15 protein-coding genes are annotated in these 15,935 nt (G+C 73.8%); 9 read left to right on the top strand and 6 right to left on the bottom strand.

What is annotated here, in order from left to right; translation table 11 throughout:
* The first annotated feature begins 106 nt into the window (after positions 1 to 106).
* Complete coding sequence (locus tag LZ495_RS07730; protein WP_235051253.1) at positions 107 to 694, top strand: hypothetical protein; 588 nt, start codon at positions 107 to 109, stop codon at positions 692 to 694.
* A 44-nt stretch (positions 695 to 738) separates the two neighbouring features.
* Here LZ495_RS07730 and LZ495_RS07735 read toward each other — a convergent pair whose 3' ends face one another.
* Positions 739 to 1,248: a DUF488 domain-containing protein gene (locus LZ495_RS07735; protein WP_235051254.1), complete on the bottom strand. Its 510-nt coding sequence runs from the start codon at positions 1,246 to 1,248 to the stop codon at positions 739 to 741.
* 61 nt (positions 1,249 to 1,309) lie between these two features.
* Here LZ495_RS07735 and LZ495_RS07740 point away from each other — a divergent pair, with 61 nt between their 5' ends.
* Positions 1,310 to 2,284: a helix-turn-helix transcriptional regulator gene (locus LZ495_RS07740; protein WP_235051255.1), complete on the top strand. Its 975-nt coding sequence runs from the start codon at positions 1,310 to 1,312 to the stop codon at positions 2,282 to 2,284.
* Positions 2,285 to 2,311: 27 nt separating this feature from the next.
* Here LZ495_RS07740 and LZ495_RS07745 read toward each other — a convergent pair whose 3' ends face one another.
* Positions 2,312 to 2,950: a suppressor of fused domain protein gene (locus tag LZ495_RS07745; RefSeq protein WP_235051256.1), complete on the bottom strand. Its 639-nt coding sequence runs from the start codon at positions 2,948 to 2,950 to the stop codon at positions 2,312 to 2,314.
* Between the two features lie 106 nt (positions 2,951 to 3,056).
* Between LZ495_RS07745 and LZ495_RS07750 the strand changes: the two genes are divergently transcribed.
* Entirely contained in the window at positions 3,057 to 3,467 is a 411-nt protein-coding gene (locus LZ495_RS07750; RefSeq protein ID WP_235051257.1) for a VOC family protein, read from the top strand.
* Here the strand turns inward: LZ495_RS07750 and LZ495_RS07755 are convergent.
* Positions 3,464 to 4,081 (bottom strand): DJ-1/PfpI family protein, encoded by a 618-nt coding sequence (locus tag LZ495_RS07755; RefSeq protein ID WP_235051258.1) that lies wholly within the window; start codon positions 4,079 to 4,081, stop codon positions 3,464 to 3,466. The genes LZ495_RS07750 and LZ495_RS07755 overlap by 4 nt on opposite strands.
* Positions 4,078 to 5,076 (bottom strand): GlxA family transcriptional regulator, encoded by a 999-nt coding sequence (locus tag LZ495_RS07760; RefSeq protein WP_235051259.1) that lies wholly within the window; start codon positions 5,074 to 5,076, stop codon positions 4,078 to 4,080. Before LZ495_RS07760 ends, LZ495_RS07755 begins: the two co-directional genes overlap by 4 nt.
* A 223-nt stretch (positions 5,077 to 5,299) precedes the next feature.
* Here LZ495_RS07760 and LZ495_RS07765 point away from each other — a divergent pair, with 223 nt between their 5' ends.
* Positions 5,300 to 6,208, top strand: a complete 909-nt coding sequence (locus LZ495_RS07765) for an NADP-dependent oxidoreductase (protein ID WP_235051260.1) — start codon at positions 5,300 to 5,302, stop codon at positions 6,206 to 6,208.
* Between the two features lie 129 nt (positions 6,209 to 6,337).
* Here LZ495_RS07765 and LZ495_RS07770 read toward each other — a convergent pair whose 3' ends face one another.
* A complete protein-coding gene (locus tag LZ495_RS07770; RefSeq protein WP_235051261.1) occupies positions 6,338 to 7,162 on the bottom strand; it encodes a polysaccharide deacetylase family protein in 825 nt (274 codons plus the stop codon).
* A 197-nt stretch (positions 7,163 to 7,359) separates the two neighbouring features.
* Between LZ495_RS07770 and LZ495_RS07775 the strand changes: the two genes are divergently transcribed.
* Positions 7,360 to 8,898: an acyl-CoA carboxylase subunit beta gene (locus LZ495_RS07775; protein WP_235051262.1), complete on the top strand. Its 1,539-nt coding sequence runs from the start codon at positions 7,360 to 7,362 to the stop codon at positions 8,896 to 8,898.
* An 87-nt stretch (positions 8,899 to 8,985) separates the two neighbouring features.
* Complete coding sequence (locus tag LZ495_RS07780; RefSeq protein ID WP_235051263.1) at positions 8,986 to 9,885, top strand: SMP-30/gluconolactonase/LRE family protein; 900 nt, start codon at positions 8,986 to 8,988, stop codon at positions 9,883 to 9,885.
* 59 nt (positions 9,886 to 9,944) lie between these two features.
* Here the strand turns inward: LZ495_RS07780 and LZ495_RS07785 are convergent, their stop codons facing one another.
* Complete coding sequence (locus tag LZ495_RS07785; RefSeq protein WP_235051264.1) at positions 9,945 to 10,904, bottom strand: DMT family transporter; 960 nt, start codon at positions 10,902 to 10,904, stop codon at positions 9,945 to 9,947.
* A 100-nt stretch (positions 10,905 to 11,004) separates the two neighbouring features.
* Here LZ495_RS07785 and LZ495_RS07790 point away from each other — a divergent pair, with 100 nt between their 5' ends.
* The 3 genes from LZ495_RS07790 (at position 11,005) to LZ495_RS43885 (ending at position 15,892) form a co-directional block, all read left to right on the top strand.
* Positions 11,005 to 11,577: a helix-turn-helix domain-containing protein gene (locus LZ495_RS07790; RefSeq protein ID WP_235051507.1), complete on the top strand. Its 573-nt coding sequence runs from the start codon at positions 11,005 to 11,007 to the stop codon at positions 11,575 to 11,577.
* 144 nt (positions 11,578 to 11,721) lie between these two features.
* Complete coding sequence (locus LZ495_RS07795; RefSeq protein WP_235051265.1) at positions 11,722 to 12,483, top strand: SDR family NAD(P)-dependent oxidoreductase; 762 nt, start codon at positions 11,722 to 11,724, stop codon at positions 12,481 to 12,483.
* Between the two features lie 175 nt (positions 12,484 to 12,658).
* Positions 12,659 to 15,892, top strand: coding sequence for an AfsR/SARP family transcriptional regulator (locus LZ495_RS43885; RefSeq protein WP_268822479.1), 3,234 nt, complete (start codon positions 12,659 to 12,661; stop codon positions 15,890 to 15,892).
* The last annotated feature ends 43 nt before the right edge of the window (positions 15,893 to 15,935 follow it).

Consider the following 15,935-nt stretch of genomic DNA (forward strand, 5'->3'; position numbering starts at 1 on the left):
CGGAAAGCAGATGATCGTCCCTCCGCTTCGATACCGTCGCCTGGGCCACGGCAATTGTCCGTGGCGACACGAACGGTACGCGGGCACAAGCACGGAGGGGGAGTTCATGGGCGACTGGTTCCAGACGCTCGTCGACACCGAGGCCACACCGGAGGAGGCGCAGGAACTCGCGGCGCACGTACTCGATTGGCTGATCGCAGACGGCTTCGTCGCTGCGGAGCGGACCGACTGCGTCCTCGGCGCTGACGCCGGGCACGCGCCCGGGACACGCTACGGCGAAGCCGTGCAGGACCCGGATCCCGAGCTGGCCAAGCTGTGGAGCAACGGCCTGCAGATCACCGTCGAGCGTACGGTCTTCGATGCCGGACAGGGCGAACCCTCGGCCGTCACCTGCCCGCACTGCGCAGCGGAGATGCCCCTCGTCGACGCGTACTGGTCGCCCATCGAGGAGACGTGGGCCCGGTTCGCGGACGCGGTGGGTTCCTGGGCCGAGGGCGACGATGAGCCCGTCGCCTGCCCGTCCTGCGGCCGGACAGCTCCCGTACACACGTGGCTCTGGGCCGACGACTACTTCGCGTTCGGCCATCTCGGCTTCACGTTCTGGAACTGGCCCGCACTGCGCCCCGAGTTCGTCGCGGACTTCGCGCGCCGCCTCGGCGGCCACCGCACCGTACTGCTCGAAGGCAAGCTCTGACGGGTCTCAGGGCGTCGAACGGGGCGCCGAAGCACCACCGACACCTACACCCAGGACGCAGGGTCGAGGTGGGTGACCGGGAGGCCGTGGTCGGTGCGCAGACGGTCGGCGACGAGTGAGCGGTGGCAGGCGGCCGCCGCGCACTCGACGCAGAGCAGGGCGGTCGCGGTGTCGTCCGGGAGTCCGGCGGCGAGGGTGCCGAGGTCGTACGGGTCGAGGATCTCGCGCGTGTAGCGCTCGGTGTATGCGGGGGCCAGGGCTATGCGGTTGCGTTTGCCGACGCCTTGGCGGTCGTCCTCGCGGTATTGGAGCTGCCGCAGTTCGGTGGTGGGGGCCAGCGCCTTGACGTGCCGGTAGGCGATGCCCGCCTCGGCGAGGGCCTGTTGGAGGCGTACCGAGTTCGCCCAGGCGTAGTCGGGACCGCGGACGCCACGGCGCTGGCGGAGGTCGAGCAGCAGTCCCGTGCCGGCGCCGGCGAGTGCGTCGAGGAACGCCTCGCGGGTGAAGCCGTGGACGCCGATGGTCGCGATGCGCTTGGCATTCTCGTCGGTCATGTATCAAGCTTCGCGACCGAACGATGACACCCTCTGTCATGTATTTGGATAGGCTTTTCGGGTGCGTGCCGATCGGTTGGTCTCGCTGGTTCTGCTGCTCCGCCAGCACGGCCGGCTGTCCGCGACCGCACTGGCCCGCGAGCTGGAGGTCACGCCCCGGACCGTGTTGCGCGACGTCGAGGCCTTGTCGGCCGCGGGCGTCCCGGTCTATGCGGAACGCGGCCGCAACGGCGGTTTCGCGCTGCTGCCCGGGTTCCGGACGGAGCTGACCGGGCTCAACCACGACGAGGCGCTGGCCCTGCTGGTGGCCGGATCGCGGCGCGGTGCGCAGATGTTCGGGCTCGGCACCGCGTTGGCCTCGGCCATGCGGAAGGTGGTCGACGCGCTCCCGGAGGAGCAGCGGGCGGTCGCGGCGGGTGCGGCCCGGCGGCTGCTGGTCGATCCGGAGACCGATCTGCTGGCCCGCCGCGAGGCCGCCGAGGAGGTGCCCGACGCGGTGGTCTCCGAGATCCGGCGCGCGGTGTTCTCCGGCCACCGCTTGCGGATCCGGTACGCGGCCGTGGACCAGAAGCCGAAGTGGCGGACCGTGGACCCGGTCGGCCTGGTGACCGTGCGCGGGCAGGGCTACCTGCTCGCCGCGCGCGAGGGCGAGGACCGGACATACCGGCTCTCGCGCATCGCGGCCGCCCAGGAGACGGCGGAGTCGGCGGAGCGCGCGGACCGCGTCGACCTGGCGCGGGCGTGGCAGGACCGCAGCACGCAGTTCCGCACCGGGGGCGACCAAGTCGCCGTGCTGCTGCGCCTGGACCCGGCGCGGCGCAAGGAGTTGGCGGGCACCGCGCTGGCCGTGTTCGGCGAGGAGGCCGACGAGGACGGCCTGCTGCGCCTGGAGGCGACCTTCCAGGACGCTCGCCACGCCGTCTGGGCGCTGTGGCAACTGGGCCCGGGCGCCGAGGCGTTGTCCCCGCAGTGGCTGCGCGACTCGCTGCGGGAGCGGGCGGCGGCTCTGGCCGCCCGCTACGCCGCGCCGTCCTGAGCCTGCGGACAGCGGGCCGCCCGCGGCTCAGCCGAGCGTCGTGCGTGCCGGGTCGACGAGGTGCAGCGGAGTCGAGCGGGCCGCGATGCGGCTCAGGACGCCGGGTGCGTTGCCGCCCTGGGCGGCCGCGTACTCGTCCTCGGTGAGCCCGGCGATCTGCAGGAAGGTCAGGCTGCCGAACGGCGTGGCGATCGCGCCCAGATCAGGGTCGACCAGGAACGCCAAGGCGGCGAGCTCGGTGTCGGCGGTGCCGAAGGTCCCGGATGCGACGTGGATGGTGTGGCCGGGAGCGAACGGCCGCTGCGCGACGACGTAGCGGGCGAGCTGCTGGAGCATGACCGCGGCCCACATCGGCGGGTCGTCGCCGTCGCGGCGCACCACACGGATGGTGAACTCGAAGCCGTAGCCGGATACTTCGGCGTCGGCGGACTCCTTTGCGTACAGCTCGGACATGCCGTAGCCGACGAGGAGCCAGTGCGGTTCGGGTGTGTCGCGCGCGTACACCGAGATCCCGTCGAGGGGGTCGGGGCCGCCGAGTGCATAGGGGACCTGCGTGCCGATGTGCCCGAACGGCTCGACGGCCCCGTAGGTCCGCTCCAGCGCCGCGTCGATCGCCGCCCAGCCCGGCGCCTCGTCGGTTGCGTCGTCCTCGTGTATCGCGTTCATCCGCGCAACCCTACCGGCGGGTGCCGCGGCGGAACCGCGTTGCCGCAGCTGGGGCGGGTGGTTAGTGTCGTTCTCTCCCCCGCTTCCCGGCCCGGAGACTCCCCATATGCCTCAGCACGACGCGTCGGCGGCAGCCGGTGTGCAGTTGAACCACACGGTCGTCTACGCGCGCGATCGCGCGCTGTCCGCGGAGTTCCTCGCCGCGGTGCTGGGGCTGGAGGTCGGTGCGCCGTTCGGGCCCTTCCTGCCTGTCGATCTCGGCAACGGCGTCACGCTCGACTACTACGAGATGCGCGGCGAGCCGATCCAGTCGCAGCACTACGCGTTCTTGGTGCCGGAGGACGTGTTCGATGCGGCGATCGCCCGCCTGGAGGTGCTCGATGTCAGCTACTACGCGGACCCCGGCCACACTGAACCCGGCCGTGTGAACGGGCTGTTCGGCGGGCGGGGTGCGTACTTCGACGATCCGGACGGGCACAACATGGAAATCATCACGCGGCCGTACGCGCGCCCTTAGGCGCCGGGCTCGTCGGCGAGGTAGGGCGGGGCGGGGTCGTACTGGATGTAGCGGCGGACGGCGCGGGCGTGGTCGCGGCCGTGGAGGCGGCCGATGAGCCACAGGGACATGTCGATGCCCGCCGAGACGCCTTGGGAGGTGGCGAGGTTGCCGTCGACGACGTAGCGGGCGTCGCGGACGACGGTGATGTCACCGCGGGCCTCCAGGGTGTCCTCGAAGCCGAAGTGCGTGGCGACGCGGCGGCCCTTGGCGGGTCCGGCCTCGTGCAGGAGCAGCGCGCCGGTGCACACGCTGGTGACCCACTGGGCGGTGGCCGCGGTCTTGGCGATCCAGTCCATGAGCGGGCGGTTGTGCACCTGGGTGCGGGTGCCCATGCCGCCGGGGACGAGGAGGACGTCGAGGGGCGGGTGGTCGGCGGTGGTGGCGTCGGGGACCACGCGGAGCCCCTTGGCGGAGCGCACCGGGTCGAGCGTCTCGGCGATGGCGACGACGCGGTCCTCGGCGGGCGGTTCCTGGCCGGCGCGGACCATCGCGGAGGCGCCGAAGACTTCCCAGGGGCCGGCGAAGTCGAGTTCCTCGGCGGCGTCGAACAGCAGGATTCCGTACGTGGTCACAGGGTTCCTTCGATGGCGGCCATGGCGGCGGTCAGGGTGGCGGCGGGGCGGGCCGTGGTGCGGAAGCGGTCCCGGTAGTCGCTGGGCGAGACGCCGACCCGGCGGTGGAAGGTGCGGCGGAGGGTCTCGGCGGTCCCGAAGCCGCAGCGCCGGGCGACGGTGTCGACCGGGTCGTCGCCTTCGGTGAGGGCCCGCCGGGCGGCCTCGACGCGGACTTGTTCGACGTAGCTGGTCGGCGGTATGCCGCATTCGGCGGTGAAGCGGCGCTGGAAGTGCCGGGCGCTGAGCCCGGCGCGGGCCGCGAGGGTGTCGACGGTGTGCCGGGCGGCGGGGTCGGTGGCGACCGCGTCGACGGCGGCGCGGATCGGGTCGGTGGCCGGGCGTACGGACCACAGCGGGGCGCTGAACTGCGACTGGCTGCCCGGTCGGCGCAGGTACATGACCAGGTAGCGGGCGATGTCGTGGGCGGCGTCGCGGCCGTGGTCGTCCTCGACGAGGGCGAGGGCGAGGTCCATGCCGGCGGTGATGCCGGCCGAGGTCCAGATCGGCCCGTCGCGCACGAAGATCCGGTCGGTGTCGACGGTGACGCCGGGGTACGCGGCGGCGAGTTGGGCGGTGCGGATCCAGTGGGTGGTGACGGTCCGCCCGGTGAGGAGCCCGGCGGCGGCCAGCAGGAAGGCGCCGCTGCAGACCGAGGTGACGCGCCGGCTGCGGCCCGCGACCGCCACCCAGGCGACGGTCGCCGGGTCGCGGGATGCCGCGTCGACGCCGGAGCCGCCCGCGACGACGAGGGTGTCGATGCCGGTCGGGTCCAGGTCGCGGAGGCCGTACGCGGCGTGCACGGGCAGGCCGCTGTCCGAGGCCACCGGCCCGGCCTCGGGCGCGACGACCTCGCAGCGGTAGCTGGGGATCCGCGAGAAGACCTCGTGCGGACCGGTGAGGTCGAGCATCTGGAAGCCCGGGAAGACGAGGAAGGCGACGGTTCTGTCGGTCACGCTCCCAGCTTGGCGCGCGGCCCGGATGGCGTCCACGCCGCGCATCCCACGGATTGCGCCATCCGGGTCCGGAGGCGGCCGGCCGGAATCCGGGCGTCACCCGTCCGGCGTGTCCGCGTTGCCGTGGGTGCGAGGTCCGGTGACCATGAGCCAAAAGGCGGCAGACCAGGAGGAAACAGTGCGCGCGGTAGCTGTCGCGAAACCGGCGGGCGATCCGGAACTCATGCGTCTGCCGGTGCCCGAGCCGGGCCCCGGCGAGGTGCTCATCAAGGTGGTCGCGGCGGGCTTGAACCCGCTCGACTGGAAGCTCGCCGACCGGGCCCGGTCCGGGGAGACCGCCGAGCCGGCGGTGTATCCGCTCATCTACGGCGTGGACTTCGCGGGCAAGGTCGCAGCGCTGGGCGAGGGCGTGACGCGGTTCGCGGAGGGCGATGCGGTCTTCGGGCAGCCCAAGCGGGTGCCGGTGGGCGCGTACGGGACGTATGCCGAGTACGTGATCGCGGCCGAGGACGGCGTGCTGGCGGTGGCCCCGGAGAATCTGCCGCTGCCGCTGGCTGCCGCGCTGCCGACCGCGGGGCAGACCGCGCTGTCGCTGCTGGAGGCCGCCGGGCTGGGCGAGGGGCAGACGCTGCTGCTGGTCGGTGCCGCGGGCGGCGTGGGGTCGTTCGTGACGCAGCTGGCCGCGGCCCGGGACGTGAAGGTGATCGCGGTGACGCGCGGGGTCGGCGAGCGTGTGATGGGCGAGCTGGGCGCTGCGGAGACCGTGGACGCCAAGTCCGGTCCGCCGGTGGACGACCTGCGCGAGACGTACCCGGACGGTGTCGACGCGCTCATCGATCTGGCGTCCGACGCCGAGCAGTTCGCGGAGTACGCGGCGCTGGTGGCGGACGGCGGCGTGGCGGTGAGCACGGTCCATTCCGCCGAGCCGGAGGCGCTGGCGCGGCGCGGCGTCGAGGGCGTGAACTTCGTGATCGCGCCCAGCGCCGGCCTGCTCGCCCGGTTGGCCGCCGAGGTGGCGGCGGGCCGGGCGACCGTGCAGCTGGACGCCCAGGTCCCGCTCGCCGATGCGCCGGACGCGGTGGCGCGCAGCCGGGCGGGCAAGTCGCGCGGCAAGACGGTGATCCTGGTCTGACCGGGGCGTACGCCGGGGCCGGGCCCGCCGCGCGGGCCCGGCCGGGCGCCTCGGGGCGGTCTTGTCATGGCCGGTCAGTGGGCGCGTAGGGGCGGGTCATGCGGGCGGCCCGGGTCGGGGCAGGTCGGGTCAGGCCTTGGGGAAGCTGTAGGTGTAGCCCTCGGCGTCGAGGTGGTCGAGGATCTCGGCGAGGGCCGCGACCGACTGGGACCGCTCTCCTCCCCCGTCGTGCAGCAGGGCGACGCGGCCGGGCTTGATCTGCTGCTTGAGCCGGTCGACGATCGCCGCGGTGCCGTCGCGCTTCCAGTCGTCCGAGTCGACGTTCCAGCCGAGCGGGCGGAGGCCGTTCTCGGCGGCGATGTCGCGGATCCACGGCTTGAAGTCGCCGCCCGGGGCCCGGTAGTACCAGATCTTGGCGTCCGGCCCGGCGGCCTCCTGGATGAGCCGGTTGGCCTCGACGATCTCGTTGCGGTTGTAGTCCTCGGACTCGCTGCTCTGCCGCACGTTGTGGCTCATCGAGTGGTTGCAGAGCCGGTGGCCCTCGGCGGCGACGCGCTTGACGAGGTCCGGGTGGGCCTTCGCGGCCGGGCCGAGCATGCAGAACGTGGCCTTGGCGTTGTGCTGCTTGAGGAGGTCGAGCATCTGCGGGGTGGAGCGGGGGTCGGGGCCGTCGTCGATGGTGAGGGCGACGGCCTTGCCGCCGGCCTCGGTCTCGCGGGTGATCTCGGGGCTCACCTTGCGGTCCGGAGCCATGCGGTGCGAGCTGCGGCTTTCGCCGCCTGCGGTCGGCGCGGACGGGTCCCCGGAGGCCGCGGCAGGCGGGGGCGTCCGGTCGGCGCTGCCGCCTCCTCCGGTCCCGCAGGCGGCTATCGCGAGCAGCAGCGCGGCTCCGGCGGTTCCGGCGACGGCGCGGGCGGTGCCGCGTCCGCGGCCGGCCTCGGGGTTCCTCCGCATGGCACAACTCCCTCATCGACGAAGCCGCCACTCTGCCGGTGAGGTGTGCCGCCAATACGTAGGTAATCCGACGGATATGTAACAGTCGTCCATCATTCGCAGAATCCTCCGCAAGACGGGCATCCCGCGGGCCGGGCCGCGCCGTGCCTGCACCGTCGCCCCTTGCCATCTATTTGACTCTGTCTAGTATTGGCGCCATGACCGACAGCCCGTCGCACCGCGCCGCCTGGCAGCCCCTGCTGGACGACCTGGCCCAGCGCCGCACCGCCTCCCGCGCCATGGGCGGCCCGGCCAAGCTGGCCCGCTACGCCGCCGGGGGCCGCCTGCCCGCGCGGGCCCGCATCGACCGCCTCCTCGACGCCGGCTCGTTCGCCGAACTGGGCACGCTCGGGGGCGGCGCGGAGTCCCCCGCCGACGCCTTCGTGGCGGGTTCGGGGCGGATCGCCGGGCGGCCGGTCTTCGTCGGTGCCGAGGACTTCACCGTGCAGGGCGGCTCGATCGGCGCGGCCGCGGCCGCCAAGCGCGCCCGGCTGGCCCGCCTGGCCGGCCAGGAGCGCGCCCCTCTCGTGATGATCCTCGAGGGTGCGGGCCACCGGGCCACGAACGCCCTCCAGGGCCACACCGCCTCCCCCAACGACCTTCAGGCCCTCGCCGAACTGGCCGGCCTCGTGCCGACCGTCGCCGTGGTCGTCGGCCCGTCGGCCGGGCACGGCGCGCTGACCGCGCCGCTGTCGGACTTCGTGGTCATGGTCGAGGGCAACGGCGCGCTGTTCACCGCGGGCCCGCCCCTGGTGGCCGCGGCCACCGGGGAGCAGGTCGACAAGCAGACCCTGGGCGGCAGTGCGGTGCACTGCGTGCTCAGCGGCGTCGCGCACAACGCCGCGCCGGACGACGAGTCCGCGCTCGCGCTGGCCCGCCGCTACCTGTCCTACCTGCCGTCCAACGCGTGGCAGCGGCCGCCCCACGCCGGCCCCGAGCAGGGCAACACGGACGTCGGACCGCGCGAGACCGACGGCCTCCTCGACCTGATCCCGCCGGACGCGCGCCGCCCGTACGACATGGGCGCGGTGCTCAAGGAAGTCTTCGACGCCGGTTCGGTGTTCGCACTGCAGCCCAAGTACGGCGGCTCGATGCTCACCGCCTTCGCCCGGCTGGGCGGCCATGCGGTCGGCGTGCTCGCCAATCAGCCGCTGGTCAAGGCGGGCACCATCGACGCGGACGCGGCCGCCAAGGCGACGCACTTCCTCGACGTGTGCGGGGCGTTCCATCTCCCGGTGGTGTTCTTGGCGGACAACCCGGGCGTGCTGGCCGGCTCGGCGTCCGAGAAGGCCGGGATCCTGCGCGCCTCGGCGCGCCTGTTCGCCGCGCAGCACCGGCTGCGGGTGCCGAAGCTGCACGTGACGCTCCGCAAGGCCTTCGGCTTCGGGTCGTCGGTGATGGCGATGAACCCGTTCGACGCGCAGACCGTCTCGTACGCGTTCCCCGGCGTGACCCTCGGCGGCATCCCGGCCGCCGCGGGCGCCGCGACGGCGAAGCAGGACGACGAGACCAAGGCCAAGCTGGTGGCGAACGAGGCGTCGGGGCCCTGGCGTTCGGCGAATTCGCTGTCGTACGACGACGTCGTCGACCCGCGCGAGCTGCGCAACGTGCTGCTCGCCGGGCTCGGCCGCGCGCAGGCCCGCATCGGGCCGGACACCCCGGTGGCACCGGTCGCGCACCACGGCTACCTGCCCTGACCCGCGACCGACAGAGGGTGTGCGCGGTGCCTTGGCCGTTGCCCATGCGTCTTCCCATCGCAAGCCTGCTCGGGTAGGCCTGGGCGCATGGTGACGCGGACGACGATCCTGGACGGCCTGTGCTTCGGCGAGGGCCCGCGGTGGCATGACGGGCGTTTGTGGCTCTCGGACCTGATCGGCCATCAGGTCCTGGCCGCGGACGTCCCCGACCTCGAGGCACCCGGCGCCTGGTCGGCGCCACCGGTGAAGGCCGAGGTGGTGGTGGCCGAGCACGCCGACCAGCTCTCCGGGCTCGGCTGGCTGCCGGACGGCGACCTGCTCGTGGTCGCGATGGCCGGCCGCCAGGTGCTGCGGCGTTCGCCCGACGGCGGGCTGGCCGTGCACGCGGACCTGGGCGGCCTCGGGCGCCTGCACGTCAACGACATGGCGGTGCGGGCCGACGGGTTCGCGTACGTCGGGCAGATGGGCTACGACTTCCACGTGCACGGGGTGCGCCCGGAGCCGATGCCGCTGCTGGGCATCGCGCCGGACGGCACCGCGCGGGCGGTGGCCGAGGATCTGCACTGCGCGAACGGCATGGCGCTGTCCCCGGACGGCTCGCTGCTGATCGTCGCGGAGAGCGCGGCGCGGCGGCTGACCGCCTTCGACGTGGCGCCGGACGGTTCGCTGTCCGGGCGGCGGGTGTTCGCGGCGCTGGGCGAGCTGGACCATCCGGACGGCATCTGCCTGGACGCCGAGGGCGCGGTCTGGGTGGCGTGCCCGGTCGCGCGCCGGTTCGTGCGGGTGCGGGAGGGCGGCGAGGTCGCCGAGGCGGTCGAACTCGAAGCGGACCGCCGCGCGATCGCCTGCGTCCTCGGCGGTGCGGACCGGCGGACGCTCCTCATGGTCACCGCGGCCACGCTGGGCGATGCGGAGCGCTCGCGCGAGCTGCGGGCCGGGCGGGTCGAGGCGGTACGCGTTGCCGTGCCGGGTGCGGGCACGCCGTAGGCGGGGCAGCCCGGTCCGGGGCGGCCCGCGGTCCGAGACAAACCGGCCCGCGGCAGTGGTCAGCCCGCGGCGAGCAGTACGGTCCCGGCCAGCGCGAGTCCGGCGCCGACCGCCTGCGCGGTCTCCAGGCGCTCCTTGAGGAAGCCGCGGGCGGCCAGGGACGTGATGACCGGGTAGAGCGAGGCCAGCACGGCCGCGACCGTCACCGGCCCGTGCTGCGCGGCGCTCGCGTAGGTGCCGTTGGCGGCGACGTCGGCGATGCCGACCGCGGTCAGGGCGAGCGCCAACTTCCACGGCCATGGGCGGCGTTCAGCCCGGGCTGCGGCAACGGGGAGCGTGGCGGTCGCCACGACGCTGCCCGCCGAAGCCGCGGCAGGCAGCGGTCCGGCGGCCGGCGCCGGGGACTTCCCGCCCCCGGCCCGGGCCCGGCGCTCGGTCACCGCCAGGGCCGCGCCGCCGACCACGACGTTGACGCAGCGCTGCACGAACAGCGCGAGGAACAGCCCGGTGACCGTCGTGGAGGCCTCGGCGACGAGCGCGAACACGGTGCCGAAGCCGAGCGCCGAGCCCATCGTCAGCATGAGGGTCTTGCGCTGGATCGCCGCGCCGCCCAGCCGCAGCCCGCCGGCCATGGCGATCCCGGCGATCGCCACCGCGATGCCCGCGTACTGGAGGAGGCCGGGCCGGTCGCCGTCGACCGCGAGCCCGATGCTCACCGGGATGAACACGCCCGCGGTCGCCAGCGGCGAGACCACGCCCATCGGTCCGCGGGCGAGCGCCGAGTAGAAGCACAGCAGGGCCAGCGGCCCGACCACGCCTGCCGCGGCGGCGAACCACAGGCGCGGTCCGGCCTCGGAGAAGGCCCCGGTGGCCAGGACCACGGCACCGAGGACGAGCACGGCCGCGCTCTGCGACAGCACCACCACGCGAGCCGCGGCCATGCGGCGGGTCAGCAGCCCCGCGCCGAAGTCGGCCAGGCCCCACAGCACGCTGGTGAGCAACGCGAGCGTGATCGTCATAGTGGACCCCACAGTGCAGTACGGTGAACCAATCTGCACGGCAGACTAGTGCAGCTCAATGAACTGTGTCATGCAGAATATTGGACTAGTGGACGGTGCCATGCCCGAACTGGAGATCGTCGCCCAGTCGCTCGCGCGCAACGCCAAGCGGGTCCGCCAGGCACGCGGGTTCAGCCTGGACACGCTTGCCGCCCGCGCCGGAGTCAGCCGGGGCATCCTCATCCAGATCGAGCAGGCCAAGACCAATCCCAGCATCGGCACCCTGATCCGGGTCGCCGACGCGCTCGGCGTGAGCATCGCGCAACTGCTGGACTACTCCGACGCGGCCAACGTGCGGATCACGTCCGCCGACGACGCCGTCGTGCTGTGGAGCACGCCCGCAGGCAGCACCGGCACCCTGCTGGCCGGCACCGAGGCACCGGGGCCGCTGGAGTTGTGGTCGTGGCACCTCATGCCGGGCGAGGGGCAGGACTCCGAGGCGCACCCGGCCGGTTCCGCCGAGCTCATCCGCGTCGACGAGGGCGTGCTGACGCTGGTCGTCGACGGCCGCGAGTACGCCGTCCCGGCCGGGCACACCGCGCACTTCGAGCCGCATGTCGCGCACGGCTACCACAACAGGGGCGACGTCCCGGCGGTCATCACGCTCGTCATCGCGGTCCCGCCGCCCGCCTGACGGGCCGGCCGGAAATTCGCGTCCCGCAAGTGGTCCCTTTTTGGCACGGCGTGCCATACGGTGTACGGCGCCGGACCTGACGCGGTGTCACCTTCCCGCCCGGGCCCGGCGGCTCGTCCACACGTCGCCCAAGGAGCAGCGATCATGAGTGTCACCCCCGTGCAGGCCGCCCGCACCGTCCTGGTCACCGGCGGCGGTTCCGGCATCGGCCGCGCCATGTCGATCGCGTTCGCGGCCAACGGCGACCGCGTCGTCGTCGCCGACCTGTTCCAGGAGACCGCGGCCAAGACCGTCGCGGAGATCGAGGCCGCGGGCGGCACCGCGACCGCCGTGCAGGTCGACGTGTCCGACGAGGCGTCGGTGGCCGCGATGACGGCCGCCGCGGTCGAGGCGTACGGCGGCCTCGACGTGCTGTGCAACAACGCCGGCGTGCTCGACTCGATGGGCCTGCTGGAGGACATCTCGCTCGCCGAGTGGCAGCGCACCATCGGCGTGAACCTGACCGGTGTCTTCCTGGTCGCCCGCGCCGCGCTCCCGCACCTGCTGGAGAGCAAGGGCAGCATCATCAACACCGCCTCCGAGGCGGGCATCCGCGGCGGCTGCGGCGGCCCGTCGTACACCGCCTCCAAGCACGGCGTGGTCGGCCTCACCCGCAGCATCGCGTACATGTACCGGGAGCAGGGCATCCGCTGCAACGCGATCTGCCCGGGCGGCGTCAACACCAACATCGTCCAGGGCGAGATGAGCGAGTCGGGCTTCGGCCGCCTGGCCGGCATCCTGATGAACGCCGGGGCGATGGCCGAGGCCGACCAGATGGCGTCGGTCGCGGTCTTCCTGGCGTCGGACGCGGCGTCCTACGTGAACGGCGCGATCATGCCGGTCGACGGCGGCTGGTTCGCGGGCTGAGCCCACGCGCGGAGCGGGGCGGGCGGCGGCGCGGCGGCACGCCCGCCCCGCTCCCGTGCTCCGGCCCGGCCCCGGCCCCGGCCCGGCTCCCCTGCTCCGGCCCGGCCCGGAAAGGCCAAGATCCCGAATCCGCACTGCCGGAACGGCGCACCGCGGCATAGGCAAGAATCTCCCCATGTTGTTCGGCATCCTGGGCCCGGTCGAGGCACACCATGCGGACGGGACCGAGGTCGCCGTCGGCGGTCCGCGCGTCCGGTCGCTGCTCGCACTGCTGCTGCTCGACGCCGGGCGCATCGTCCCGACCGAGACCCTGGTCGACGGCCTGTACGGCGAGAACCCGCCCGGCGACGCCGCCAACGCCCTGCAGTCCCAGATCTCCCGGCTGCGGCGCGGGCTGCGCGACGACGCGGGCACCGACAAGCTGGTCGAGTTCCACGCCGCGGGGTACCGGCTGTCGGTGGACCGCGAGCAGGTCGACGCGCACCGCTTCGACCGCCTGGTGCGTGCGGGGCGACAGGCTCTGGCGCTGAGCGACCACGCCGGGGCGGAACGGCTCCTGGACGACGCGCTCGGCCTGTGGCGCGGCCCGGCGTTCGCCGACGTGATCGACGCACCGTTCGCCCCGGGCCAGGCGGCCGCCTGGGAAGAACTGCGCCTCGAAGCCTTCGCCGACCGCGCCGAGGCGCAACTGCTCCTGGGCCGGCACCAGGACGCCCTGCCCGAACTGCGGCGGCTGGCCGCCGAGCATCCGCTGCGGGAGCGCTTCGTCGGGCAGCTCATGCGCGCGCTGTATGCGTCCGGCCGCCAGGCCGAAGCGCTCGCCGCGTACGAGGAGACCCGCACGCTGCTGGCCGACGAGCTCGGCACCGACCCTTCCGCGGAACTCGCCGCCGTGCACCTGGACATCCTGCGCGCGGCACCGACGCTGATCCCCGCGCCGGCCGCGCCCGCGGCGGCTCCGTCGACTTCGGCGTCCGGAACTGCCCTGATCCCCAGCGCACTTGCCGCGCCGGGGCCCGAGCACGTCGGCCTTCCCGTCCAGCTGACCAGCTTCGTCGGCCGCGAGGCGGAACTCGAACGCGTCGCCGCCCTGCTCGGCAGCGCCCGCCTGGTCACGCTCACCGGCCCGGGCGGGACCGGCAAGACCCGCCTGTCCGTCGAGACCGGCCGCCGCACCGCCGGCGACGTCTGCTTCGTCGACCTCGCCCCGGTCCGGCACGGCGGCGAACTCGTGCAGGCCATGCTGGCCGCGCTGGGGCTGCGCGAAGGCGGCCTCGCCCCGGGCAACACCGGCAACGACGGCGCGGCCCGGCTGTTCTCCGGGCTGGCCTCCCGCGAGATCCTGCTGATCCTCGACAACTGCGAGCAGATCGTCGCGGACGTCGCCCGCCTGGCCCACCAACTCCTGAACGCCTGCCCGGGCGTGCAGGTGCTGGCGACCAGCCGCGAGGCGCTGGGCATCACCGGCGAGATGCTGTGCCCGGTGCCGCGCCTGGCCCTGCCCGCCGACGACGCGCAGTTCGAGGAGGCGATAGCCGCACCCGTGGTCCGGCTGTTCGCGGACCGGGCGGCCGCCGTACGCCCCGACTTCGCGGTGGATGCCGTGACGCTGCCGACCGTGCTCGGCATCTGCGGCGCCCTGGACGGGCTGCCGCTGGCCGTCGAACTGGCCGCGGCCCGGCTGCGGGCGCTGCCGCTGGAGGAGATCGCGGCACGCCTGGACGACCGGTTCCGGCTGCTGTCCCGCGGCAACCGGACCGCCGCGCCCCGGCACCAGACCCTGCGCGCCGTCGTCGAGTGGAGCTGGGAGCTGCTGGACGACGCCGAGCAGGAACTCGCCCGGCGCCTCACGGTGTTCCCCGGCGGCGCGACCATCGAGTCGGCCGCGCAGGTGTGCGGTCTGCCCGACGACGAGGTGGTCGAACTGCTCGCCGACCTCGCGGACAAGTCGCTGGTGGAGGGCAACGGCGGCCGCTACCGCATGTCGGAGACGGTCCGGCTGTACGGCAGCGAGCGGCTGGACGAGGCCGGTGAGCGCGCCGCGCTGGAACGGGCGCACGCGGAGTACTTCCTGGCGCTCGCCGAGCGTGCCGAGCCGTATCTGCGGACCGGCGAGCAGTTGGTGTGGCTGGACCGGCTCAGCGCCGAACTCGCCAACCTCCGCTCGGCGCTGCGCTGGGCGACGGGTACCGACCCGAACCTCGGCCTGCGGCTTAACGCGGCGCTGGCGTGGTTCTGGTGGCTGCGCGGCCTGCGCCACGAGGCGGGCGTCCCGGCGCACGAGCTGCTGCTCGCGGTCGGCGACGAGCCGCCTGCGGGGCTCATCGAGGAGTACTTGTTCTGCCTGCTCTGCTCGCTGGCCGCGACCACCGACCCCGACGACGAGCAGCGCGCGGCCCGCCTCGCCCGGGCCCAGCCGCTGTTGTTCTCGCTGCCCGGTCCGCCGCGGCAGCCGGTGCTGTTCGTGATCATGGGCATGGCGCTCGGCCCGGAGCGCTCGGACACCGAGCGCACGATGGCGCTGATGGGCGACGACGCATGGTCCCATGCGGTCATGGCGATCGGCTACGGCTTCACGAAGCTGTACGGGGGCGACCTTCCGGCCGCCGGTCAGTACTTCGAGGACGCGCTCACCCGGTTCCGGGTCCTGGGCGACCGCTGGGGCATCGCGAACGCCATCGACCAGCTCGCCGTGCTGACCGACTGGGCGGGCGACATCGAGGGCGGCCTCGCGCTCATGGACGAATCGTTCGAGCTGATGCGGCAGTTGGGCATCACCGCGGACATCGACGACCTGCAGGTCCGGCGCGCCGAGATGCTGGTGCGGCTGGGCGACCGGGACGGCGCGCGGGCCACCTACGAGCGTGTGATGGTCTCGGCGACCCGGACCGGCCGGCCGTCGACCCGGGCGGTCGCGCGGGCCGGACTTGGCGAATTGGCGCGGCTGGACGGCGCGTACGCGGAGGCGAAGCGGCTGCAGGAGCAGGCGCTGGCGGAGTGCCCGTCCGACTCGTTCGACAGCGAGGGCTCGGTGGCCGGCATCCTGACCGCGCTGGCGTGGACGTCGGTGGCGCTGGACGACCCGCACAAGGCGCGGGGGCTGGCGCAGGCCGCGATGGAGCTGACGTACACGACCGGCAACCTCATGGTCGCCGCGGACGCGATCTCGGCGATGGCGGGCGCCGCCCTGCACGAGGGCGAGGCCGCCGAGGCAGCCGTACTGCTGGGTCTCGCCGCCTCGACCCGCGGCGCCGAAGTGCCGGGCCACGTGGACGTGATGCGGGTCGCGGCGGGCGCACGGGACGCCTTGGGCGAGGCGGCGTACGACGCCGCGTACGCCCGCGGGAACGCGGTCGAGCGCGGTGCGGCCCCGGCGCATCTGGTGTCGGGGCGCATGGCGGGCATCTGACGGTCAGCGTGCGGTCAGCCGCCGGTCAGCGGCCCCCGGCACG

Origin of the sequence: Yinghuangia soli, assembly GCF_021502675.1 — a bacterium.
Classification (GTDB): Bacteria; Actinomycetota; Actinomycetes; order Streptomycetales; family Streptomycetaceae; genus Yinghuangia; species Yinghuangia soli.